Source organism: Pseudomonas typographi (genome assembly GCF_014694385.1).
GTDB classification, from domain to species: Bacteria; Pseudomonadota; Gammaproteobacteria; order Pseudomonadales; family Pseudomonadaceae; genus Aquipseudomonas; species Aquipseudomonas typographi.
Window position 1 is genome coordinate 39,446 of the sequence record NZ_JAAOCA010000035.1, and the last position, 20,687, is coordinate 60,132.

Annotated in this window: 24 protein-coding genes; 7 read left to right on the plus strand and 17 right to left on the minus strand. The window is 61.0% G+C overall.

From position 1 onward, the window contains the following. The first annotated feature begins 58 nt into the window (after nucleotides 1-58). Nucleotides 59-952, plus strand: coding sequence for a TIGR02285 family protein (locus HAQ05_RS22480; protein ID WP_190424754.1), 894 nt, complete (start codon nucleotides 59-61; stop codon nucleotides 950-952). Between the two features lie 163 nt (nucleotides 953-1,115). Here HAQ05_RS22480 and HAQ05_RS22485 read toward each other — a convergent pair whose 3' ends face one another. From HAQ05_RS22485 to xerD, 6 genes are all read right to left on the minus strand, one after another. Then, nucleotides 1,116-1,406, minus strand: a complete 291-nt coding sequence (locus HAQ05_RS22485) for a DUF3509 domain-containing protein (protein WP_190424756.1) — start codon at nucleotides 1,404-1,406, stop codon at nucleotides 1,116-1,118. A gap of 127 nt (nucleotides 1,407-1,533) precedes the next feature. After that, on the minus strand, nucleotides 1,534-1,920 hold the full coding sequence (locus HAQ05_RS22490; RefSeq protein WP_190424758.1) for a response regulator: 387 nt from the start codon (nucleotides 1,918-1,920) through the stop codon (nucleotides 1,534-1,536). A 118-nt stretch (nucleotides 1,921-2,038) separates the two neighbouring features. Then, nucleotides 2,039-3,448, minus strand: coding sequence for a threonine synthase (gene thrC, locus HAQ05_RS22495; RefSeq protein WP_190424760.1), 1,410 nt, complete (start codon nucleotides 3,446-3,448; stop codon nucleotides 2,039-2,041). Nucleotides 3,449-3,533: 85 nt separating this feature from the next. Next, on the minus strand, nucleotides 3,534-4,838 hold the full coding sequence (locus HAQ05_RS22500; RefSeq protein WP_190424762.1) for a homoserine dehydrogenase: 1,305 nt from the start codon (nucleotides 4,836-4,838) through the stop codon (nucleotides 3,534-3,536). Between the two features lie 79 nt (nucleotides 4,839-4,917). Then, nucleotides 4,918-5,649: a bifunctional protein-disulfide isomerase/oxidoreductase DsbC gene (gene dsbC / locus HAQ05_RS22505; RefSeq protein ID WP_190424764.1), complete on the minus strand. Its 732-nt coding sequence runs from the start codon at nucleotides 5,647-5,649 to the stop codon at nucleotides 4,918-4,920. Nucleotides 5,650-5,756: 107 nt separating this feature from the next. After that, nucleotides 5,757-6,653, minus strand: coding sequence for a site-specific tyrosine recombinase XerD (gene xerD, locus HAQ05_RS22510; protein ID WP_190424766.1), 897 nt, complete (start codon nucleotides 6,651-6,653; stop codon nucleotides 5,757-5,759). Between the two features lie 453 nt (nucleotides 6,654-7,106). Here xerD and HAQ05_RS29545 point away from each other — a divergent pair, with 453 nt between their 5' ends. Next, a complete protein-coding gene (locus tag HAQ05_RS29545; protein ID WP_420825792.1) occupies nucleotides 7,107-7,289 on the plus strand; it encodes a YceK/YidQ family lipoprotein in 183 nt (60 codons plus the stop codon). Nucleotides 7,290-7,337: 48 nt separating this feature from the next. On the opposite strand, the gene HAQ05_RS22520 is transcribed toward HAQ05_RS29545, so the two are convergent. The 6 genes from HAQ05_RS22520 to ffh form a co-directional block, all read right to left on the minus strand. Further along, nucleotides 7,338-8,162 carry a hypothetical protein gene (locus HAQ05_RS22520; RefSeq protein ID WP_190424770.1) on the minus strand — a complete coding sequence of 275 codons (825 nt, stop codon included), beginning with the start codon at nucleotides 8,160-8,162 and terminating at the stop codon, nucleotides 7,338-7,340. Between the two features lie 431 nt (nucleotides 8,163-8,593). Then, nucleotides 8,594-8,944 carry a 50S ribosomal protein L19 gene (rplS, locus tag HAQ05_RS22525; protein WP_190424772.1) on the minus strand — a complete coding sequence of 117 codons (351 nt, stop codon included), beginning with the start codon at nucleotides 8,942-8,944 and terminating at the stop codon, nucleotides 8,594-8,596. A 42-nt stretch (nucleotides 8,945-8,986) separates the two neighbouring features. Beyond that, the gene (trmD, locus tag HAQ05_RS22530; protein ID WP_190424774.1) at nucleotides 8,987-9,739 is read right to left on the minus strand and encodes a tRNA (guanosine(37)-N1)-methyltransferase TrmD; all 753 of its coding nucleotides are present in this window, start codon (nucleotides 9,737-9,739) and stop codon (nucleotides 8,987-8,989) included. A 3-nt stretch (nucleotides 9,740-9,742) separates the two neighbouring features. Then, a complete protein-coding gene (gene rimM / locus HAQ05_RS22535) occupies nucleotides 9,743-10,279 on the minus strand; it encodes a ribosome maturation factor RimM (protein ID WP_190424776.1) in 537 nt (178 codons plus the stop codon). A gap of 5 nt (nucleotides 10,280-10,284) precedes the next feature. Beyond that, entirely contained in the window at nucleotides 10,285-10,536 is a 252-nt protein-coding gene (gene rpsP, locus HAQ05_RS22540) for a 30S ribosomal protein S16 (protein WP_190424778.1), read from the minus strand. Nucleotides 10,537-10,717: 181 nt separating this feature from the next. Next, nucleotides 10,718-12,094, minus strand: a complete 1,377-nt coding sequence (ffh, locus tag HAQ05_RS22545) for a signal recognition particle protein (RefSeq protein WP_190424779.1) — start codon at nucleotides 12,092-12,094, stop codon at nucleotides 10,718-10,720. A 175-nt stretch (nucleotides 12,095-12,269) separates the two neighbouring features. Here ffh and HAQ05_RS22550 point away from each other — a divergent pair, with 175 nt between their 5' ends. The 3 genes from HAQ05_RS22550 to HAQ05_RS22560 all read left to right on the plus strand — a co-directional run bounded on the left by HAQ05_RS22550 (nucleotide 12,270) and on the right by HAQ05_RS22560 (nucleotide 15,954). After that, nucleotides 12,270-13,082 (plus strand): cytochrome C assembly family protein, encoded by an 813-nt coding sequence (locus HAQ05_RS22550; protein WP_190424782.1) that lies wholly within the window; start codon nucleotides 12,270-12,272, stop codon nucleotides 13,080-13,082. A 10-nt stretch (nucleotides 13,083-13,092) separates the two neighbouring features. Next, nucleotides 13,093-14,334: a transporter associated domain-containing protein gene (locus HAQ05_RS22555; RefSeq protein WP_190424784.1), complete on the plus strand. Its 1,242-nt coding sequence runs from the start codon at nucleotides 13,093-13,095 to the stop codon at nucleotides 14,332-14,334. A gap of 303 nt (nucleotides 14,335-14,637) precedes the next feature. Continuing rightward, nucleotides 14,638-15,954, plus strand: a complete 1,317-nt coding sequence (locus HAQ05_RS22560) for an MFS transporter (protein ID WP_190424786.1) — start codon at nucleotides 14,638-14,640, stop codon at nucleotides 15,952-15,954. Between the two features lie 75 nt (nucleotides 15,955-16,029). On the opposite strand, the gene purT is transcribed toward HAQ05_RS22560, so the two are convergent. From purT to HAQ05_RS22585, 5 genes are all read right to left on the minus strand, one after another. After that, complete coding sequence (gene purT, locus HAQ05_RS22565) at nucleotides 16,030-17,211, minus strand: formate-dependent phosphoribosylglycinamide formyltransferase (RefSeq protein ID WP_190424788.1); 1,182 nt, start codon at nucleotides 17,209-17,211, stop codon at nucleotides 16,030-16,032. A gap of 79 nt (nucleotides 17,212-17,290) precedes the next feature. Continuing rightward, nucleotides 17,291-17,758 (minus strand): VUT family protein, encoded by a 468-nt coding sequence (locus tag HAQ05_RS22570; RefSeq protein ID WP_190424790.1) that lies wholly within the window; start codon nucleotides 17,756-17,758, stop codon nucleotides 17,291-17,293. A gap of 37 nt (nucleotides 17,759-17,795) precedes the next feature. Then, the gene (locus tag HAQ05_RS22575; protein WP_190424792.1) at nucleotides 17,796-17,987 is read right to left on the minus strand and encodes a DUF1289 domain-containing protein; all 192 of its coding nucleotides are present in this window, start codon (nucleotides 17,985-17,987) and stop codon (nucleotides 17,796-17,798) included. Beyond that, nucleotides 17,987-18,511 (minus strand): gamma carbonic anhydrase family protein, encoded by a 525-nt coding sequence (locus HAQ05_RS22580; protein ID WP_190424794.1) that lies wholly within the window; start codon nucleotides 18,509-18,511, stop codon nucleotides 17,987-17,989. The genes HAQ05_RS22575 and HAQ05_RS22580 overlap by 1 nt, the downstream gene beginning before the upstream one ends. 23 nt (nucleotides 18,512-18,534) lie before the next feature. After that, nucleotides 18,535-19,134, minus strand: a complete 600-nt coding sequence (locus tag HAQ05_RS22585) for a CoA pyrophosphatase (RefSeq protein WP_190424796.1) — start codon at nucleotides 19,132-19,134, stop codon at nucleotides 18,535-18,537. Nucleotides 19,135-19,265: 131 nt separating this feature from the next. Between HAQ05_RS22585 and HAQ05_RS22590 the strand changes: the two genes are divergently transcribed. Continuing rightward, nucleotides 19,266-19,820: an NUDIX hydrolase gene (locus HAQ05_RS22590; protein WP_190424798.1), complete on the plus strand. Its 555-nt coding sequence runs from the start codon at nucleotides 19,266-19,268 to the stop codon at nucleotides 19,818-19,820. A gap of 42 nt (nucleotides 19,821-19,862) precedes the next feature. Continuing rightward, nucleotides 19,863-20,423, plus strand: a complete 561-nt coding sequence (locus tag HAQ05_RS22595) for a L,D-transpeptidase family protein (protein WP_190424800.1) — start codon at nucleotides 19,863-19,865, stop codon at nucleotides 20,421-20,423. The last annotated feature ends 264 nt before the right edge of the window (nucleotides 20,424-20,687 follow it).

Consider the following 20,687-nt stretch of genomic DNA (forward strand, 5'->3'; position numbering starts at 1 on the left):
CGGTGCTTATGATTGGCCACTCTAGGCCGCCTATGATCGGAGCTGGCGACTATATGCAATGAATTCTTGGTTGTTAGGCACACTCGGCGCCTTGGTGCTTGCCCTGCTGCCCTGGCAGGCAGCCCAGGCACAGCCAACCTTAACCTGGCTGATGCGGGAGTTCCCACCGCTGACCATTTTCGAGGGCCCGCAAAAAGGCCAGGGTGCGGTAGACCAAATGCTCGCGCAACTGACGCTGCAAATGCCGCAGTACCACCACATATTTTTGCGCGTGAACCGCGCGCGCAGCACCCAGATGCTCAAGGAACGTGGGCTGTATTGCGACCCTACGCTGCTATGGAGCGGCGAACGCGCACGCTTTGTGACGTTCTCGCTACGGGCGTTCGCCACATTGAGCAATGGCCTGATCGTGAGGGTGCAAGACCTGCCGCTGTTGCAGCCCTATATGGTCAATGGCGCGGTGAACTTACCGGCACTGCTGGATAAGTCGGCGATGCAGGTAGGCATTGTACCTGGGCGCAGCTATGGCCAGGTCATCGACCCCATGCTGGCCCAGGCGCCAGCGCAGGCGTTGGTGCCGCATTACGGCAACGATGCCACCAGCAACCTCATGCAAATGGAACACTTGGGGCGCGTGCAAGCGTTTCTCGGCTATTGGACAGAAGTGCGCTACCTCGCCCAGCAACAGGGCATTGCCCTGAACACCCTGCGATTCTTGCCGGTCCTGGGCGATAGCCACTATAAGTTCACCCATATCGGTTGCTCGAAAACACCCGAGGGCGCGACGGCGGTCCAGGCCATCAATGCCCAACTCAGGCCCCTGCGCCAGAATACCTTGCCGCCGTTATATGCCCGCTGGCTCGACGAGGGCATGCGCCAGGGCTACCTGCAAGACGCCAAGCGTTTTTTCGCCGTGGAAGACCGGGCCGCTGGCAGCGATGCCGGTGGTTGACCGGGCGGGCAAAAGAAACCCCGCACGGAGGGGAAGCCATACGGGGTTAACCAGTGTCCCGACCTTCGGGACCTGCGGGGCAGGCACACGGCACCGGAGCACAATGCCGTTTCCTGTCCGTAATGGTTTCGAACCCACGGCCCGAAGAAGGTTCCGGCGGGTATCAGCGAAGCCCGGCGAGCATCGCACTGGCGGCCGAAGCGCCGCGTAGGGCTGCGATAACCGACGGTTCCAGGCGCCCTTCAGCGATCAGCAGGTCGCGGTGCAACCCATCGACAACGTCGGTCAGCGAACGGGTGTCGGCGAGTTGGATCAGATGAAATTCACGTGCAAGCACGGTAGAACCCAACGAGTCGGTGACAGCAAGCAGCACATGATCTCTGCGATCCGAAGGCACCAGGCTGACGCTATAAGGGGCCAGGGCTTCGGTAAGCATTTGGCTGATGTTTTCCATTGATCACCCTCGTTATCCATTAAACGAATCACTGCCTACCAATGACCGTTGCGCTTGCGCAAAAGTTCTACGGCACCGGTGAGATAAGCGGCCTTTCGGCATAGGTGAAACGTTGGAGCCCGAGGGGTCAGGCCACACAGCCTGGCCGGGCCAACTGGCGGTAATGCCCCAGCAGCGCGTGCAACCGGTGAACGGGGGCGTTCCAGGGCAAATGGCCCAGCACCCACAGGCCATCTTGGCGGGCTTGTAGTTCTAGCGCGCTGACAGGCCCTTCTCCACGCAGCACCAGCGCGCAGCGCGGTTGGCGGGCACTCAGTTCATCGAGCAGGGGAAGGTCGAGGCGGCTGTCGAGCAGGGCGATGTCCAGCGGCCGGGGCTGGCGTAACGCTTCGCGGATACGGCCGGCCGTATCGGCCACGCGCACCTTGAACACCCCGCAGGCATTGAGCGCCTGGTGCAACGAAAGCAATTGGCCAGGTTGGCGATCGACAACGAGAACATCGAGCGAATGCATGGCACACCTCCAACGGTGGGCATCGAGACGCCGGGCACATTAGAGGTTTGCCAAAAGCAGCGGTATAGGACTTTTCCGAAAATACCCAGGGAAAAGTCCGATACCCTTAACGCAAGCGTTAAAGCGGCTTGCCGCGGTTGCCGTGCTCAGCCACGAACGCCTGCACCGCAGCCAGGTCGTTCGGCAGCACGGTGCAACGCTCCGGCCGCTGGAACAGGTCTTCGAGGTGGGCCGGCAGGGCCAGGGCCTTGCCCACGCCGGCCTGTTCGACCGCGTCGGGGAATTTCACCGGGTGCGCAGTACCCAGCACCACCATCGGCGTATCCAGGCTGCGCCGGCATTCACGGGCGGCCTTGACGCCAATCGCGGTATGCGGGTCGAGCACTTCGCCGGTGGCAGCGAACACCTCGGCGATGGCCTGGCAGGTCTGCTCATCGTCCACCGCCAGTGAGTCGAATAGCGTGCGAGCCTCGGTCCACCGGTCTGGCTCAACGCTGAAACCGCCGCCGAGCTTGAAGCTCGCCATCAACTGCGCGATAGCCTCGCCATTGCGACCGTGCAGGTCGAACAGCAAGCGCTCGAAGTTCGACGACACCATTATGTCCATCGACGGCGACAGGGTCGGGTGCAGTGTGCCTTTCACATACTGGTTACCGCTCATGAAGCGGTGCAGGATGTCGTTGCGGTTGGTGGCCACCACCAACTGGCTGATCGGCAGGCCCATGTTGCGCGCCAGATAGCCGGCGAAGATGTCGCCGAAGTTGCCGGTGGGCACCGAGAACGCCACCGAACGGGCCGGGCCGCCCAGTTGCAGCGCCGCATGGAAATAGTAAACGATCTGGGCCATGATCCGTGCCCAGTTGATCGAGTTGACCGCCACCAGCCGGGTACCCTTTAGGAAACCCTGGTCGGCGAAGCTGGCCTTGACCATTTCCTGGCAGTCGTCGAAGTTGCCTTCGATGGCAATGTTGTGAATGTTCTCGCCGAAGATCGTCGTCATTTGCCGGCGCTGCACTTCCGACACCCGCTGGTGCGGGTGCAGGATGAAGATATCCACGTTTTCACAACGCCGGCAGCCCTCGATCGCCGCCGAACCGGTATCGCCACTGGTGGCACCGATGATCACCACGCGTTCGTTGCGCTTGGCCAGCACATAATCGAGCAGGCGCCCGAGCAGTTGCAGGGCAAAGTCTTTGAACGCAAGGGTGGGGCCATGGAACAGTTCCATCACCCATTCGTTGCCCTCTAGCTGGCGCAGCGGCGCCACCGCTGGGTGGGCAAAGGTGGCGTAGGTTTGCGCCAGTATGCGTTTGAAATCGGCATCCGGGATGCTGCCGCTCACAAATGGGCGCATTACCCGGAACGCCAGCTCGTGGTACGGCAGGCCGGCCCATGAGGCGATCTCTTCCACGGTGAAGTGCGGCAGGTTTTCCGGCACGTAAAGGCCGCCGTCGCTGGCAAGGCCGGTGAGCAGCACGTCTTCGAAATTCAGGGCCGGGGCTTTGCCGCGGGTACTGATGTAGCGCATGTTTAAATCCTTCGTGGGCTAGAGCCGCGGCGCCCGCCACAAGCTACCAGCCTCAAGCTGCAAGTTGAAAAGCCCAACCTTTGTGTTAACCCAAATGTTCGACACGAATCCGAACGACCTTGCCAGCCACGCCTTCGAGGGCCTCCAGCGCGGCGATAGCATCGTCGATGCGCTTCTCGACCACCCGGTGGGTGAGCAGGATCATCGGCACCAGGCCGTCGTGTTCCTCGGCTTCCTTCTGCATGATCGATTCGATGTTGATGCCGCGCTCGGAAAGAATGGTCGCCACCTGGGCCAATACCCCTGGGTGATCTTTGGCCTGGATGCGCAGGTAATAAGCGCTCTCGCATGCGTCGATGGGCAGGATCGGGTGCGCCGACAACGAATCAGGCTGGAACGCCAGGTGCGGCACGCGGTTTTCCGGGTCGCTGGTCATCGCGCGAACCACGTCGACCAGGTCGGCGACCACCGCCGAGGCAGTCGGCTCCATGCCGGCACCGGCGCCGTAGTACAACGTGGAGCCTACCGCATCGCCGTTGACCATGACCGCGTTCATCACGCCGTTGACGTTGGCGATCAGGCGATCGGCCGGGATCAGCGTAGGATGCACGCGAAGCTCGATACCGGCCTCGGTGCAGCGCGCCACACCCAGGTGCTTGATCCGATAGCCCAGGGCTTCGGCGTAGTTCACGTCGGCCGTGGTCAGTTGGGTGATGCCTTCGGTGTAGGCCTTGTCGAATTGCAGGGGTATGCCAAAGGCGATGGAGGCCAGGATAGTCAGCTTGTGCGCGGCATCGATACCTTCGACATCGAAGGTGGGGTCTGCTTCGGCATAGCCCAGCGCCTGCGCCTCGGTCAGCACGTCGGGGAAGGTGCGGCCCTTCTCGCGCATCTCGGTGAGGATGAAGTTGCCCGTGCCGTTGATGATGCCCGCCACCCAATTGATACGGTTGGCCGACAAGCCTTCGCGAATGGCCTTGATCACCGGGATACCGCCGGCCACCGCCGCCTCGAAGGCGACGATCACGCCCTTCTCGCGGGCGCGAGCGAAGATTTCATTACCGTGCACGGCGATCAGCGCCTTGTTGGCGGTGACCACGTGCTTGCCGTTGTCGATGGCCTTGAGCACCAGCTCGCGGGCGATGGTGTAGCCACCGATCAGCTCTATGACAATGTCGATGTCGGGGTTGCTGGCCACCTCGAACACGTCGGCGGTGGTAGGGGTACCGGTAATCTCGCACTGCGGGTTTGGCGAACGCAAGGCGACTTGGGCCACCTCAATACCGCGCCCGGCACGGCGGGCAATCTCCTCGGCGTTGCGCTTGAGTACATTGAAGGTGCCGCCCCCGACGGTACCCAACCCACAGATGCCTACTTTGACCGGTTTCACTCTGAACTCCCCATGAAACGGCCGGCTGCTATGCCGGCCGCGAATACCACCGCCCCCTCGGGCGGCGCGCTTGAATCGTTTAGCCCTTGGCGTCCAGGGCGAGCTTCGCCACCTGCGCCGCCGGCTGGTAACCCGGGACCATCTGGCCGTTTTCCAGGATGATCGCCGGGGTGCCGTTCACGCCAATCTGCTGGCCCAGGGCGAATTGCTTGCTCACCGGGTTATCGCATTGGGGCGCGTCCACACTCTTGCCCTCGATCATCTTCGACAGCGACACGGGGCGGTCTTTGGAGCACCACACCGCCTGCAACTGCTGGTCGCCGGGCGAGTTCAGGCCTTGGCGCGGGAACGCCAGGTAGCGCACTTCGATGCCCATGGCATTGAGCTTGGGCACTTCGGCGTGGAGCTTCTGGCAATAGGGGCAGGTGGTGTCGGTGAATACGGTGATGTGCGACTTGGCATCACCCTTGGCCGGGAACACCACCATCTCGGCCTGCGGAATGGCGTCGATCAACTTGGCGACGCCCGCCCGCTCGGTTTGCTCGGTGAGGTTCACCGGTTTGCCGTCCTTGAGCTGGTAAAGATACCCCTGCATCACGTATTGGCCGTCGGCACTGGCGTACAGCACCCGGCCGCCCTGCAGGCGAACTTCGTACAGGCCATTCAAAGGGCTGCTGGCGATGCTGTCGACGGGTACATCCAGTTGCAGGCTGGTCAGGGTTTTGCGTATCGCCTGCTCGGCGTCGTCGGCCTGTACCAGGGTGCTGGCCAGCGCCAGGGCGGCAGCGGCGAATAGTCGGGTCACGCGCATGGGAACTCCGTAAAGCAGCGGGCAGATCGCCCGGTTACGGGCACAGCAGGGCCCCGGGCATTCGAACCGTGCAAGCCTACCACATAAGGGCTTGCCAGCCGACTGCCTCAACCACGCGGGTGATGACGCGCATGCAGCTCCTGCAGGCGAGCGCGGGCCACGTGGGTGTAGATCTGGGTGGTGGACAAATCGCTGTGCCCCAGCAGCATCTGCACCGATCGCAGGTCGGCGCCATGGTTGAGCAAATGGGTGGCGAACGCATGGCGCAGGGTGTGCGGCGACAGGCTTTTGTCGATCCCGGCCACCACCGCATGGTGCTTGATTCGGTGCCAGAAGGTTTGCCGGGTCATCTGCTCGCCACGCAGGCTGGGAAACACCACATCGCTGGGGCGGCCGCCGAGCAGTTCGCTACGGTCTTGGCGCAAAAAGCGCTCCAGCCAGGTGATCGCCTCCTCCCCCATCGGCACCAGGCGTTCCTTATTGCCCTTGCCCATCACCCGCAGCACGCCCTGGCGCAGGTTGATCTCATCCAGCCGCAGCCCCACCAGCTCCGACACGCGCAAGCCGCAGGCGTACAGCACCTCAAGCATTGCCCGGTCGCGCATGCCCAGCGCGGTGGCGGTGTCTGGCGCGCTCAAAAGCGCCTCAACATCGGCCTCGGACAACGACTTGGGCAACGGTTTACCCAAGCGCGGCATCTCCACCAGCAGTGTCGGGTCTACGGCAATCAGCTGCTCGCGCAGCAGGTAACGGTAGAACCCCCGCACGCCCGACAAGAACCGCGCGGTTGAACGCGGTTGGTAGGCGTGCTCTAGGCGCCAGGCCAGATGGTCGAGAATCGCCTCACGGCCAGCCTGTGGCAGCAGAACGTTGCGCTCGGCCAACCAACCGTTGAACAGCGCCAAGTCGCTGCGGTAAGCGCTGCGGCTGTTGTCCGACAGGCCTTTTTCCAACCAGAGGGCGTCGAGAAATTGGTCGATCAGGGGGTGGTCGAGGGCGGGCATGGGAACGATAGGGTAGAAGAGTGGTGGCCAGCCTAGCGGTAGCTTCCTCGAAAAACCAGGCTTTTGAGGCAGGCATGGGACACTGAGCGCCGGTGCCTGGTGCCTGGTGCCTATCGCTAGCCGGGTATCCGCCCTTTCGCTACCGACCCGATTCTCTTGGCAATACTGGGAAGCTTGAGAGGCTAATCACGTAACCACTTAAGCTGCGCGATGGGGGCGCAGAGCCGTGAGTAGATAAAGAAAAACCCTGAAAAAACTTATAAATATACAGATCTAGAGGATGACTCTAAAATTTATAAAAAACAGGACCCCATGATGAAAATAAAAAAAAACGTATTCATTTTCGCGATATTTTTACTTAACGGCTGCGGAACGATCCGGTCGCTTCAAGATCAGAATGATCTCAGGCAAGATATGAGAACCCGAAACAGCCATTGCACCACAACACCCTATATGTATGGTGGCATCACCTACAATTTTTGCATGCTAAATGCAGACAATGACAACCCCAAAAGACCTGACCTAGGCTTACATTTAACAGTCTTTGACATTGGGCTTTCCCTAGCCGCTGACACGGCACTACTACCCTACAGCATATACAACCAGATAAAATTTGGAAGCCGGACGATAGATTAGTCTTATAGGAGTTTGCACTACCCTCAGTGCAAACCCCAACATCCACCATTACTGCCCTTTGACAAAGTCAACGACCTTCAGGACCGGAATATCAAACGGGCCGAACAACTTATTTTTCCGGCGCTTCTTTTGTGCGACGCCAAACCTAGCCCACACCGCCTTATATTCCGCAACAGGAAGCTGGGCAAACGCCCCGATGTGTCCTGCAGCGTTAGTGGACCATACAGAGGTATCGGCGGCGTAAACCACAAAGTTCCCATCATCCTGCATGACTGCACGATCTACGCCCCTCCCAGCGGTTTCCGTGGACCAGGTAACGCTGCCAGCGGAATTCAAGGCTATCAGGTTCCCACCCTCACGAAACTCGAGCCTCGCGCCACCTGAAGTAAAGCTCTGACCAGGACGCATTTGGAAACCGCTATCGAACAATTGACCAACGGGTATCGAGGAAAACGTCCAAAGGGACTTATTATGCGCCCATAGTGGCTGCCTATCAATTACCACGATATTTCCATCATCTTGCAATGACAGATAAGCTCTATGCTTTGCAGCGTTATAATCATTCCCTAGTGACGAATAACCGATAGTACCCCAGGCCTGTTTCATGCAGGGCTGATTGACTCTAAAATAGTAAGCCATGGTTGCCTCTGGCTGCCCCGATCTTTTCTTGAATCTATAATGCGTACTGTAGGCCTGATTACTATTGGCAACCCATATTTCCGTCACGCCATCCAAAAGCACAAGATTGCAATCAGGCTGCATCATTAGCTTACATTGCTTCGAAGGTGATTGTAGAAATTGCCCCGCAGTCATTTTAGTCATTGCAGGAAGTATAGATACTCCAGGCTCTGTTAAAACTTTAAATTCATCCATAAATCCACCTCGCATTACTTAGTTTCAGGTGGGCGCCCAAAGCAATTAAAACACAGCGAGAAAAATCCACAACCGCTCAATCGAGCGGCAAGTATTGCAGGAATTTAGAAAACTGTGGAAATAGTAAAGCGGAGTTACTCGTCAATAGTGGCAAAATTAAAATTTTTTAATAGAGTTCCAGCCAGTGCGTCTATACACCCTTACGACAAACGTCTCTACCTCCACCTTCAGGCGAGAGCCATGGCTAGCAGCAGATGCATGGGGTCGCGATAAATCGATGGTTAACGGCGCCGCAACACGCGCTGAGCCGCGCCGCTGGTACGGCGCCACGCTCAATGTTCTGCTGGCAAGGGCCAGGGAACGCTTTGGCTAAATGCTGAACAAAAAAAAAGCAGCCCGAAGGCCGCTTTTTTAGCGCGGTAGCGCCGCCATCAAGACAGTTTTTCCTTGATGCGCGCGGCTTTACCAGACAGGTCACGCAAGTAGTACAGCTTGGCTTTGCGCACGTCACCACGACGTTTCACGGCCAGGCTGTCGATGGCTGGGCTGTACGTTTGGAAGGTACGCTCTACGCCCACGCCATTGGAGATCTTGCGCACGGTGAATGCGCTATTGACGCCACGGTTACGCTTACCGATAACGACACCCTCGAAGGCCTGCAAGCGGCTACGCTCGCCTTCTTTCACCTTGACCTGAACGACAACGGTGTCGCCCGGGGCAAAAGGAGGGATTTCCTTGGTCATCTGCTCGGCTTCGAGTTGCAGAATGATTTTGTTGGTCATGCTGTGCTCCTAAGGCAAACCGCCAGGTTTACCATCGATACGTTAACTATCGTCCCGCTCGCGGAGATATTCCGCCAGCAGCTTCTGCTCTTCTCCAGAAAGTGAGCGACTTTCCAGAAGATCGGGCCGCCGTTCGTGCGTCCGCCCAAGGGACTGCATCAAACGCCAACGCCGGATATGTGCATGGTTGCCGCTAAGCAACACGTCGGGTACACGGCGTTCCGCATACACCTCAGGCCGGGTGTAATGCGGGCAATCAAGCAAGCCGTCGGTGAAGGAATCTTCTTCCGCCGAGCCTGCATGCCCTAAAGCTCCGGGCAGCAACCGGGTAACCGCATCGACCAGAACCATCGCCGCTAGCTCACCGCCAGACAGCACATAATCGCCAATCGACCACTCTTCATCGACATGCGCTTGAATGAACCGCTCGTCGATGCCTTCGTAACGCCCGGCGATGAGAATCAATGATTGCCCGTTCGCCAGTTCCTTCACAGCCGCCTGCGTGAGCGGGCGACCTTGCGGGGACAGGTAGATCACCTTCGCCGCTTCCCCGGCTGCCTGCCTGGCCTGGGCCAGTGCATCTTCCAAGGGCTTGACCTTCATCACCATGCCGGGGCCACCGCCAAAGGGCCGGTCGTCCACGGTGTGGTGCCGGTCTGTGGTGTAGCTTCGCGGGTTCCAGCAGGTCAGTTGCAACAAACCCTGCTTGACCGCGCGGCTGGTAATGCCGTGCTCGGTGATGGCCGAGAACATCTCAGGGAACAGTGTGATGACCTCTACGCGCATGTTAGCCATTGCCTAGAAGCCTGCATCCCACTCCACCCGCATTTCGCCGGCTGCCAAGTCGATGTCGAGCACGCAGCCGTCCGTATAGGGCAACAACCGCTCGCGATCATCCAGGCTGCCCGCGCAGGGCTTGACCACCATTACATCATTCGCACCGGTTTCCAGCAGGTGATCGACTTTCCCGAGCAATTCGCCGGGGCTGTTGATGACCTTCAGACCTTCGAGCTGATACCAGTAGTAATCGCCGTGGGTCAATGCCGGGAGCAGGCTGCGCGCGATGCAGATTTCGTAACCGGCGAGAAGGCGGGCTTGCTCGCGGTCATCGAGACCATTCAACTTCGCGACCAGGACCTTGTTCTGCAAACGGCCCTGCATCAAAACCACCTGTTTCACGTCACCTTCATGCCTGAGCGTCCAGTGCGGGTAGTGCAGCAGGTTGTCAATCGGGTCGGTAAAGGAGTAGACCTTAACCTCACCACGAACGCCGTGTACCGAAACGATCTTGCCGATGACGATCAGATCATCCGCAGGGGCTGGCGTTGCGTTCATACTGCTCAGGCGGTTGCCTTGGCAGCGTCCTTCAGCAGCTGAGCAACACGCTCAGACGGCTGGGCGCCATTGGCCAGCCAGTAGCTTACGCGCTCCTGGTTGACGGACAGGCGAATTTCGCCACCGGTAGCGACCGGGTTGAAGAAGCCAACACGTTCGTTGAAGCGACCGTCGCGCGCATTGCGGCTGTCGGTCACGGTCAGGTGGTAGAACGGGCGCTTTTTAGAGCCGCCACGTGCAAGACGAATGGTTACCATGTGAACATCGTTCCTGTTGTCGGTGCTGCAAATTAAAGGCACAGCGGGCACAGGGGTGCCCGAAAGGCCGCATATTCTCAGGGAATACACGGACTTTTGCAATTGCCTTTTTCCAAATGGCCGACGGGCCGGCACCCGGCCGGGAACCGCCCCGTCGGCCGCCGAAACCCGTGGGTGAGTTTCAGAGCCTCGGCATGCCGCCGCCAGGCAGCATGCCACCCAGGCCGCGCATCATCTTGCTCATGCCGCCCTTGGTAGAAAATTTCTTCATCATCTTCTGCATTTGCTTGTGCTGCTTGATCACCCGCCCCACATCCTGCACCTGCGTGCCGGAGCCCAGCGCGATACGGCGCTTGCGCGAACCGCTGATCACCTCAGGGTCGCGGCGCTCGGCCGGGGTCATGGAATTGATGATCGCTTCCATCTGTTTGAACTGTTTCTCCGCCGCATTCTGGGCGTTGCCCATTTGCGAGAGGTTCACGCCACCAATGCTGGGCAGTTTGTCCATGAGCCCGCCGAGGCCGCCCATGCTCTTCATTTGCACCAGTTGGTCGCGAAAATCTTCGAGGTCGAAGCCCTTGCCCTTTTTGAGTTTCTTGGCGAGTTTTTCGGCTTTGTCTTTGTCGATCTTCTGCTCGGCCTGCTCGATCAGGCTGAGCATGTCGCCCATGCCGAGAATACGCGAGGCGATGCGGTCGGGGTGGAACGGCTCGAGCGCTTCGCTCTTCTCGCCCATACCGATGAACTTGATCGGCTTGCCGGTGATGTGCCGCACCGACAGTGCCGCACCGCCACGGGCATCGCCGTCGACCTTGGTCAACACCACGCCGGTCAAGGGCAATGCATCGCCAAACGCCTTGGCGGTATTGGCAGCATCCTGGCCGGTCATGGCATCGACCACGAACAGTGTCTCGACGGGTTTGACCGCGGCATGCAGCGCCTGGATTTCGGCCATCATGGCAGCGTCGATGTGCAGGCGGCCGGCAGTATCGACGATGACCACATCGATGAACTTGAGCTTGGCTTCGCGGATCGCAGCTTCCGCGATGGCCACCGGCTGCTGCGAGATGTCGGAGGGGAAGAACACCGCACCCACATCGCCGGCCAGGGTTTCGAGCTGCTTGATGGCGGCCGGGCGGTAAACGTCGGCCGACACCAGCATCACGCTCTTTTTCTTGCGCTCTTTGAGAAAGCGCGCCAGCTTGGCGGCAGTGGTGGTCTTACCCGCCCCTTGCAAGCCTGCCATCAGCACCACCGCCGGCGGTGCGACATTCAGGGCAAGGTCTTCGTTGGCCGCGCCCATGACCGATTCGAGCTCGGCCTGGACGATCTTGACGAACGCCTGCCCGGGCGTGAGGCTGCGCGAGACTTCGGTGCCGACCGCCCGCTCCTTGATGGCGTTGACGAAATCCTTGACCACCGGCAGCGCGACATCGGCTTCCAGCAGCGCCATGCGCACTTCGCGCAGGGTGTCTTTTATGTTCTCTTCGCTGAGCTTGGCCTTGCCGGTAACGTGGCGTAGCGTCTGCGACAGACGCTCGGAAAGATTCTCAAACATGCGGGATCCTTTGCAGGCGGCGCGGCAGGGCCGGCAGCCTTGCACAAATGCTTCGAGCCGATAGCGGAAAATGGCCGCGAGTATAACGTACTGTTACGGGGCCCCGCATGCAGTCTTTCGTGGCATCGGCTTTATATGCCACACTCCCGCCTTTAATGGCCGCTCGTCAGGACCTATGCTCCCCTTGCCCACCAGCCTGTACCCCAGCCTTGTCGCCGCCCTGCTCTATGCGGTGGCAACGCTCATCCAGGGCCTGCGCCTTTCGCGCGGGGCCCGCGTCGACAAACGCCTACTCTGTGGCCTGGGTGTGGCGGCAGTCATCGCCCATGCGGCGGCCCTCGGTAGCCAATTGTTCACCGCCCATGGGCTAAACCTTGATTTTTTCACCGCCGCAAGCCTGATCGCCGCGGCAGTGATCGCCTTGACGCTGCTGGCCTGCGCCAACCTGCCGGTGGAAGTGCTGCTGGTGCTGCTCTATCCGTTGGGTGTCGTCACCGTGCTGGTCGCTCAGTTCGCGCCGCCTGGCACCGTGCCGCAGATCGACGAGGAGCCAGGGATACTCGCGCATATCCTGCTGTCGATCCTGGCCTATGGGCTGTTCACCATCGCGGTGATGCAGGCCTTGCTGCTGCTGGTGCAGAACCACCAGCTCAAGCACAAGCACCCCGCCGGGCTGATCCGTGCTTTCCCGCCGCTGCAGACCATGGAAAGCCTGCTGTTCGGCTTTCTCTGGGCCGGCTGGATCCTGCTTTCGGCATCACTGATCTCGGGCTGGCTGTTTCTCGATAACATGTTCGCCCAACACCTGGTGCATAAAACGCTGCTTTCATGCGTGGCTTGGGTCGTGTTCGGGGTGCTGCTATGGGGGCGCCACCGCCTCGGTTGGCGTGGGCACATGGCGATCCGCTGGACCTTGGCCGGTTTTTGCCTGCTGATGCTGGCATACTTCGGCAGCAAGCTGGTTCGCGAATACATCCTGCATATCTGAAGGCGCCCCCATGACTGCTTTGCCGCTGGGCTCCGCGCTCGGCCTACTGGCCCTGGCAATCTTCTGGTCGGCACTGTTCACTGCCGTCGACCACGCCCGCCATCATTTGCCGCGCCGCACCCGTGCGCCCCGCCCAGGCGAACCGCTGCCGCTGGCACCGCGATTTGCGGTGTCGAGCCTGGTGCTGTGCAACACCCTGTGCCGCACCGTGGCGGTCGGCCTTGGGCTGTATCTGGCGGCCGCGCAGTGGGGGCCACAGGGCGCCTGGGCCGGCGGCTTGGCCGTGGCCGCCGTGCAACTGGTGCTGGCCGAATACCTGGCGCGCGCACTCGGCCGGCGATTCCCTCAAGCGTTCATTTCCATGGCCAATGCCCTGTTACGCCTGCCCCTGCGGTTGGTGTACCCGTTGGCCTGCCTGTTCAGCGCCCTGGTGCGCCTGACCCTGCGGGCCTTCACGGGGCCCACGCACACGGCGCAGGCGGCTACCGATGAGCCCGGCGAGCCGTCGGAACCCGACATTTCAGAAGAAGCCCGGCAGGCACGTGGCTCAGTGATTTCCGGCATTCATGCACTCGATCGCATGACCGTCAACGACATCCTGGTGCCGCGCAACGAAGTGGATGGGGTTAACCTGGACGAGCCTTTGGAGCGGATCATGGACCAATTGATCGCCAGCCGGCACACCCGCCTGCCCTTGTACCGGGGCGATATCAACCAAGTCGAAAAAGTGCTCAACACGCGGCAGATCAGCCACTTGTTGCCGGAACGGCGGCTGACCGAAAACGCCCTGCTGGCGGCCTGCTACGATGCGTATTTCGTGCCCGAGGGTACCCCACTGCAAATGCAACTGCTGAACTTCCATAAGGAACAGCGCCGGCTGGGCATGGTGGTCGACGAATACGGCGAAGTCCTAGGGCTGATCACCCTGGAAGACATTCTTGAGGAAATCGTCGGGGAATTCGAACAGCAGGGCGCAGCCGCCCACCCGCATATCCACCCGCAAGCCGATGGCCGTTATGTGATCGATGGCGCCGCCCCCATACGTGAGCTGAACAAGGCGCTGAGCTGGCACCTGCCCAGCGACGGCCCGCGTACCCTTAACGGCCTGATCACCGAGGCACTGGAAAGCCTCCCGGAGAGCAGCGTGTGCCTTAAGCTTGGTCGTTACCGCTTGGAGATCCTCGAAACCGAAGATAACCGTGTGGCCAAGGTACTGATCTGGGTGCAAGCGCCGGTGCCGTTGGCGCTATAAACGCCCGGCGCGGGCATGGCGGCCCGAGCCCCGGCCGGCTTACCGCGGCGGTGGCGGCGATGCTCGTCCCGCCTGAACACAGCCGGGCGCGTTTACATCTTTAGCAACACGTTCCTATAATCCCCGCGCTTACCCAGCCCCGCCGGGCCCGGTGCTACCCGCACCCGTACCCCCCGGCCAGCCAGCCCGGAACACCTTGCGCGCAGGCCCCGATCCAGGGCCTGCCTGCCTTTGCCCCACACGGGGGCCTGCTGTTCAACGCTGTGACCAATAACAATTCGCACAGACTTGCAGGAACACCCTATGACCGCTCAAGCGCTGCACGCCTCAATTGCCGAGGCCAAGCCTGCCAATTCGGCCGCCCGCATCGCGACTGCCAGTTTTATCGGCACCGCGATCGAGTTCTATGATTTTTATGTATACGCCACCGCCGCCGCGCTGGTGATTGGCCCGGTGTTCTTTCCCCAAGGCTCTGCCACCGCGCAAATGCTCTCCGCGTTCATCACCTTTGGTATCGCTTTCGTCGCCCGGCCCATCGGCTCGGCCCTATTTGGCCATTTCGGTGACCGCATCGGCCGTAAGTCGACGCTGGTCGCGTCGCTTCTGCTGATGGGGGTGTGCACGACGCTGATCGGGGTGTTGCCCGGGCATGCCAGTATTGGCTTGTGGGCACCCGTGCTGCTGTGCGTGCTGCGGTTCGGCCAAGGCCTGGGGCTGGGCGGCGAATGGGGCGGCGCGGCGCTGCTGGCCACCGAAAACGCCCCACCGGGCCAACGCGCCTGGTACGGCATGTTCCCGCAGTTGGGCCCGTCTATCGGTTTTTTGGCGGCCAATGGCTTGTTCTTGAGCCTGGCGCTGGGCTTGTCGGATGAGCAATTTCGCGCCTGGGGCTGGCGCTTGCCCTTCCTGCTCAGTGCCGTGCTGGTGGTGTTGGGCCTGTATGTACGCTTGAAGCTGGCCGAAACCCCGGTATTCGCCCAGGCAATGGCCCGCGACGACAAAGCCAGGGTGCCCGTGGTGGAGTTGCTCGCGCGCCATAGCCTACCGGTGGTGCTGGGCGCCGCGGCCATGGTGGTGTGCTACGCCTTGTTCTATATCTCTACGGTGTTCTCGCTGAGCTACGGGGTTTCTACCCTGGGGTATAGCCGTGAAGGGTTCCTCGGCATGCTGTGCTTCGCAGTGTTGTTCATGGCGCTGGCAACGCCGGTCTCCGCTTGGCTCAGCGACCGCTATGGGCGCAAGCCGGTGCTGGTGACCAGCGGGGTGCTGGCATTGCTTTCAGGTTTTGCCATGCAGCCGCTGCTCAGCCAAGGCTCAAGCGTCGGCGTTACGTTGTTCCTGTGCGTCGAGCTGTTTTTGATGGGGGCGACCTTCGCCCCCATGGGGGCGCTGTTGCCGGAACTGTTTCCGACCCGCGTGCGCTACACCGGGGCCTCGGCGGCTTACAACCTCGGCGGTATCGTGGGTGCCTCGGCCGCACCGTTTTTCGCGCAGAAACTGGTGGCCATGGGCGGCCTCAGCTATGTCGGCGGTTACGTCAGCGCCGCGGCGCTGCTAAGCCTGCTGGCGGTGCTGTGCCTACGTGAAACAAAGGATGAAAACCTGGCGGCGATAGGCTAAAGCCGCCCTTGGTTGCAAGAAAAAAGCACAGCGGCCTGGCTGTGCTTTTTTTCTTAACGCTCGCAGCCGCGCCGTTTAAAGTTCGACCTTAACCGCCTGCGCCGCGCGGGTGGCCTTGGCGCGGGCCGCTTCGATCGACTCATCGCGTGCCAGGGCCACGCCCATGCGCCGCTGGCCATTGACTTCCGGCTTGCCGAATAGTCGCAGGGCGGTGTCCGGCTCGCTAAGGGCCGCGCCCAAGTTGGCGAAGGCGGTTTGCTGCGAAGTGCCCTCGACCAGCACCACCGCCGAAGCCGATGGGCCGAACTGGCGGATACTGGGCACCGGCAGGCCCAAAATGGCGCGAGCATGCAGCGCAAATTGCGACAGGTCTTGGGAAATCAGCGTAACCAGCCCGGTGTCATGGGGGCGTGGCGACACTTCGCTGAACCATACCTGGTCGCCCTTGATAAACAGCTCCACACCAAACAGGCCACGGCCACCCAAGGCTTCGGTAACCTTTTGCGCCACCCGCTGCGATTCGGCCAAGGCCACCGGGCTCATGGCCTGAGGTTGCCACGATTCCTGGTAATCGCCGTTTTCCTGGCGGTGCCCCACCGGGGCGCAAAAGGTAGTGCCGTTGGCATGGCGCACGGTCAGCAGGGTAATTTCGTAGTCGAAATCGATGAAGCCTTCGACAATCACCCGGCCCTTGCCCGCGCGCCCGCCTTCTTGGGCATAGGCCCAGGCTTTGGGCACATCCGCTTCGCCGCACAGCAGGCTTTGGCCTTTGCCCGAGGAACTCATCACCGGCTTGACCACGCAAGGGAAGCCCAGCGCATGGACGGCAGCACTGTAATCCTCGAAGGTGTCGGCAAAACGATAAGGCGAGGTGGGTAAGCCCAACGCCTCAGCCGCCAGGCGGCGAATGCCCTCACGGTTCATGGTCAACTGCGTGGCACGGGCCGTGGGGATCACGGTGTAGCCTTCGGTTTCCAGCTCCACCAGGGTGGCGGTGGCGATCGCTTCGATTTCCGGAACGATGTAATGGGGCTTTTCAGCCTCGATCACGGCCCGCAGCGCCGCGCCGTCGAGCATGTTGATCACATGGCTGCGGTGTGCCACCTGCATGGCCGGAGCATTCGCGTAGCGGTCTACGGCAATCACCTCGACACCCAGGCGTTGCAGTTCGATCACCACTTCCTTGCCCAGCTCGCCACTGCCGCACAGCAGTACGCGAGTGGCCGTCGGCGAGAGCGGGGTTCCGATACGGGTCATGGCAGGTCCTTAAGCAGCAAGTGGGGCCAGGCCGCAGTCGCGGCCAATGAAAACGCGCGATTCTACACCAAGGCAGTGCTCAGGAGGACAACGGCCGGCGGCGTATTCGCCAGGCCATGGCCAGCCACACCACGCTGACACCGGCAAATTTCGACAGCAACGAGGTACCAGCCACCGCCGGCGTGAGGGCACCGATCAGGCCGAAGAACAGCAGCGTATCGACCGGGATGCTCAGCGCTGAACTCAGCCACAGGCGGTCGTGCAGCGGGCGCCGGGTAACGCTGAACACGAGCCAGTCGATGCATTCGGACGCGCCGAACGCCAAGGCACTGGCCAGCGCAATGGTGGCCTCAGAGGTGAAATACGACAGCAACAGCGCTACCAGCATCGCCAGCACGGCGCGGTGGCCGAAGCGGGTTTGCACTAAGTCACGCAGGATAAACACCAACCCGCCCCAAGCCGACCACAGCACGTCCAACTGGGGCGCCGCGGAAAAGGCGAAGTTGATCAGTACCACACTGGCAACGTAAAGCAGCAGGTAAATCATCGCGAGGGCCGGCCAGGCTGTTCGGCCGCCGATTGTATCACTGCATCAGGCCCTGGGCGCGCGCCCGCGCGGCCTCCTGCGCCAGCACCTGGCGCCGCTCGTCGTTGCCCATGCGGCCCCAGCGGCTGATTTCGCTGGCGGTGCGTTGGCAACCGAGGCAAATGTCGTGCTCATCCAGCGTACACACGCCCACGCAGGGCGAACGAACCGGCCGCTCAACCGAATGCATCAGCCTTTCTGCTCGGCCAATTCGCGGGCATAGCGCTGGGCGTTGGCCACATAGTGGGCAGCGCTAGCCTCCAACCGGCCCTTTTGCTCATCGCTCAGCTCACGCACCACCTTACCGGGCGACCCCATCACCAAGGAGCCATCGGGGATTACCTTGCCTTCGGCAATCAGCGAATTAGCGCCGATCAAGCAATGCTTGCCGATTTTCGCGCCATTGAGCACCACCGCGTTGATACCGATCAGGCTATAGTCGCCCACTTCGCAGCCATGCAACATGGCGTTGTGCCCTACCGTCACTCCCTTGCCCAAGGTGAGCGGCGTACCGGGGTCGGTGTGCATCACGGTACCGTCTTGCACATTACTGTTCTCACCAATGTCGATCAGTTCGTTATCGCCACGCAGCACGGCGCCAAACCATACACTGGCGCCGGCCTGCAGGCGGACCTTACCCACCACCGTGGCGGTCGGGGCGACCCAACTGGAAGGATGGGCCTCGACCCGATGCTCACCCAAGCGATACTTCATTATTTTTATCCTCGAACGTAGGCTCAAACCGCGGTATAGGGGCCGTTCGGGCGGTGCATCGAAATGCCCGCATCGAACAGTAGATTGACCAGCTCGACGATCATGATCGCCGACAGCCCCCAGATTTTGTAATCGCCATAACGGTAGGCGGGCACGTACCAACTGCGCCCTTGGTAATCGATACGGTGGGTGTGCTCGCGCGGGTCTTCCCGGAAAAACGCCAGCGGCACGTTGAACACGGCGGCGATTTCGGCATCGTTGGGGCGGTATTCGAAATAATCGGGAATGATCCCGACAAAAGGTGTGACCTTCAGCCCGTGCTTGGACACCAGCGGGCTCAAGGGCCCGGCGATTTCCACCACGCCCGGCGGCAGGCCGATTTCCTCCTCGGCCTCACGCAACGCGGTGAACAGCAGGTCTGGGTCTTGCGGATCGCGCCGCCCGCCAGGGAAGGCTACCTCGCCGCCGTGGGTGGACAACCCTTTAGCCCGCAAGGTAAGCACCAGTTCCGGCTCGGCTGCGCGGGTAATGGGCATCAGCACGGCGGCCTCCGGAAAACGCCTGTCGGTTTCCAGCGGCCGTGGTACATGCTCCCCCACAAGGCGCAAAAGCTCATCCAGCATGGGATAATCCCGATCCGTGTGCCTGGCGTGAATCATGCCGCAAACCAGCCCCTGGCCCAAGCCCTGTTTGGCGCTACTTGCCCTGTTTGCACCGGCGGGCCAAGATATCGGCAACGCAAGGAACCATGCCCATGAAATTCTGCAGCCTGTGCGGCAACTCTGTTTCGCGGCTGATCCCCGCAGGCGATACCCGTTGGCGCTATGTGTGTGACGTGTGCACCGAAGTGCATTATCAGAACCCCAACATTGTCGCGGGCAGCCTGCCGGTGTGCGGCGAACGGGTGCTACTGTGCCGGCGCGCCATCGAGCCCCGGCGAGGGTTCTGGACACTGCCGGCAGGCTTCATGGAAAACGGCGAAAGCCTGGAACAGGCCGCCCGTCGCGAAACCCAGGAAGAAGCCTGCGCGGAACTTGCCAGCACGCAGATATATACCCTGTTCGACTTGCCCCACATTAACCAGGTGCATGTGTTCTTCCGCGCGGTGCTGGCCGGCGAGGCCTTCGCCGCTGGCGAAGAAAGCCTGGAGGTACGGCTGTTTCGCGAAGACGAGATCCCGTGGGAAGCGCTGGCTTTTCGCACCGTTGCGCGTACCTTAGAATGTTTTTTCGCGGACAGGCCGGCCAATACCTACCCTGTGCGTAATGAAGTGCTGCCGCCCCTGCCGGTGTCGGTAGTGTCCACCTGATCATTGTTTGCCGGCGGCGGCCTCGCCCCAGGGTTTTGTTAGATGCGTGTGTTGCTTGCGTTCATAGGTATGATGTGTGCGTCCTGCGCCCATGCGGCGTTCACCGAAACCATCATTACCCGCCCGCTCGCACCGAACAGTGTGCCCCAAGCGATGCCTGTGCCCAGCAATACCCAGGCGCTGATCGACAAGGTGGTGGTGATCAAGTCTACCCGCCAACTGCAACTGATCAGCCGGGGCGTGATGATGAAGGCCTACCGCGTCTCGCTGGGTAAACAGCCGCGCGGCGCCAAAGCGTTCGAAGGTGACCGGCGTACGCCCGAGGGCTTTTATTGGGTCGACTGGCGCAAGACCAGCGACAGGTTCAACCTGGCGCTGCATATCTCCTATCCCAACGTGGCCGACGCGGCCCGCGCCCACAGCGAAGGCCTGAACCCCGGCGGTATGATCATGATCCATGGTACCCCGATCGACGAGCATTACCCGGAGTGGTACTTCGCCTCGCTGGATTGGACCGACGGCTGCATCGCCTTGAAGAACGACGACATGCGTGAAGTATGGGGGCTGGTCAAGGACGGTACCCTGGTAGAGATCCGCCCCTGAGCGTGCGAAAAAACCTACAAGAAAAGGTAACGTTTCTTTCAAGGTTCACAGACGCGTCCTAATTCATTCGAATACCCGAGAATTTATAGTTCACCCGAACGAATAATTATTCAGGTATTTCGCGTGCGCCCTTCTTTTTCTGTTCGTGTTCTTATCGTGGCAATCGCGTGGGCCTTGCCGGCCAATGCGTTGGCGGGCGAGGCGGCTGCGGCACACGTGTGGCAGCGGCTTCAACAGGGCGAAGACGAGCGCGAACGCCAAGAG